This window comes from Bradyrhizobium sp. Kon37, assembly GCF_055807535.1.
In genome coordinates this window covers 1-331 of record NZ_JBVVOY010000198.1, presented here as the reverse complement: position 1 = coordinate 331, position 331 = coordinate 1, and the positions used below count along the sequence as shown (strand labels likewise).

Here is a 331-nt window from a genome sequence, read left to right as displayed (position 1 = left end):
AAGGCGCGGCTGAACTTCCTCAACCTCTGCCCGGTATCGAACCAGACGCCGGAAATGCAGACGCTCGTTTCCTCGATTTCGCGCGGGGCCGGGCGCTGCGATGCGTCCTCGCTGAACTCCGTGCTGCGTGAGTGGCGGAGCTGGGACGACCAGTTCTACATCGGCAACCGCCTGCCGGACTACTGCGCGGCCTACACCGGCCATGCCTATACCGACTTCAACACGACCGCGCCGCGCTACGTCGGCACGCCGGAAGAGGGCGGCTATTGGATCGAGGCGGCCGACTACGACCGCGCGCTCAAGGAGTACGAGGCGAAGCTGAAAGAGCGGC

Annotated in this window: 1 protein-coding gene; it reads left to right on the top strand. The window is 65.6% G+C overall.

What is annotated here, in order from left to right; translation table 11 throughout:
* Positions 1-54: 54 nt before the first annotated feature.
* Positions 55-331, top strand: a 277-nt coding sequence (locus AC0L3J_RS37785) for a TrbM/KikA/MpfK family conjugal transfer protein (RefSeq protein ID WP_473350499.1), incomplete at its 3' end; no start/stop codon positions are given.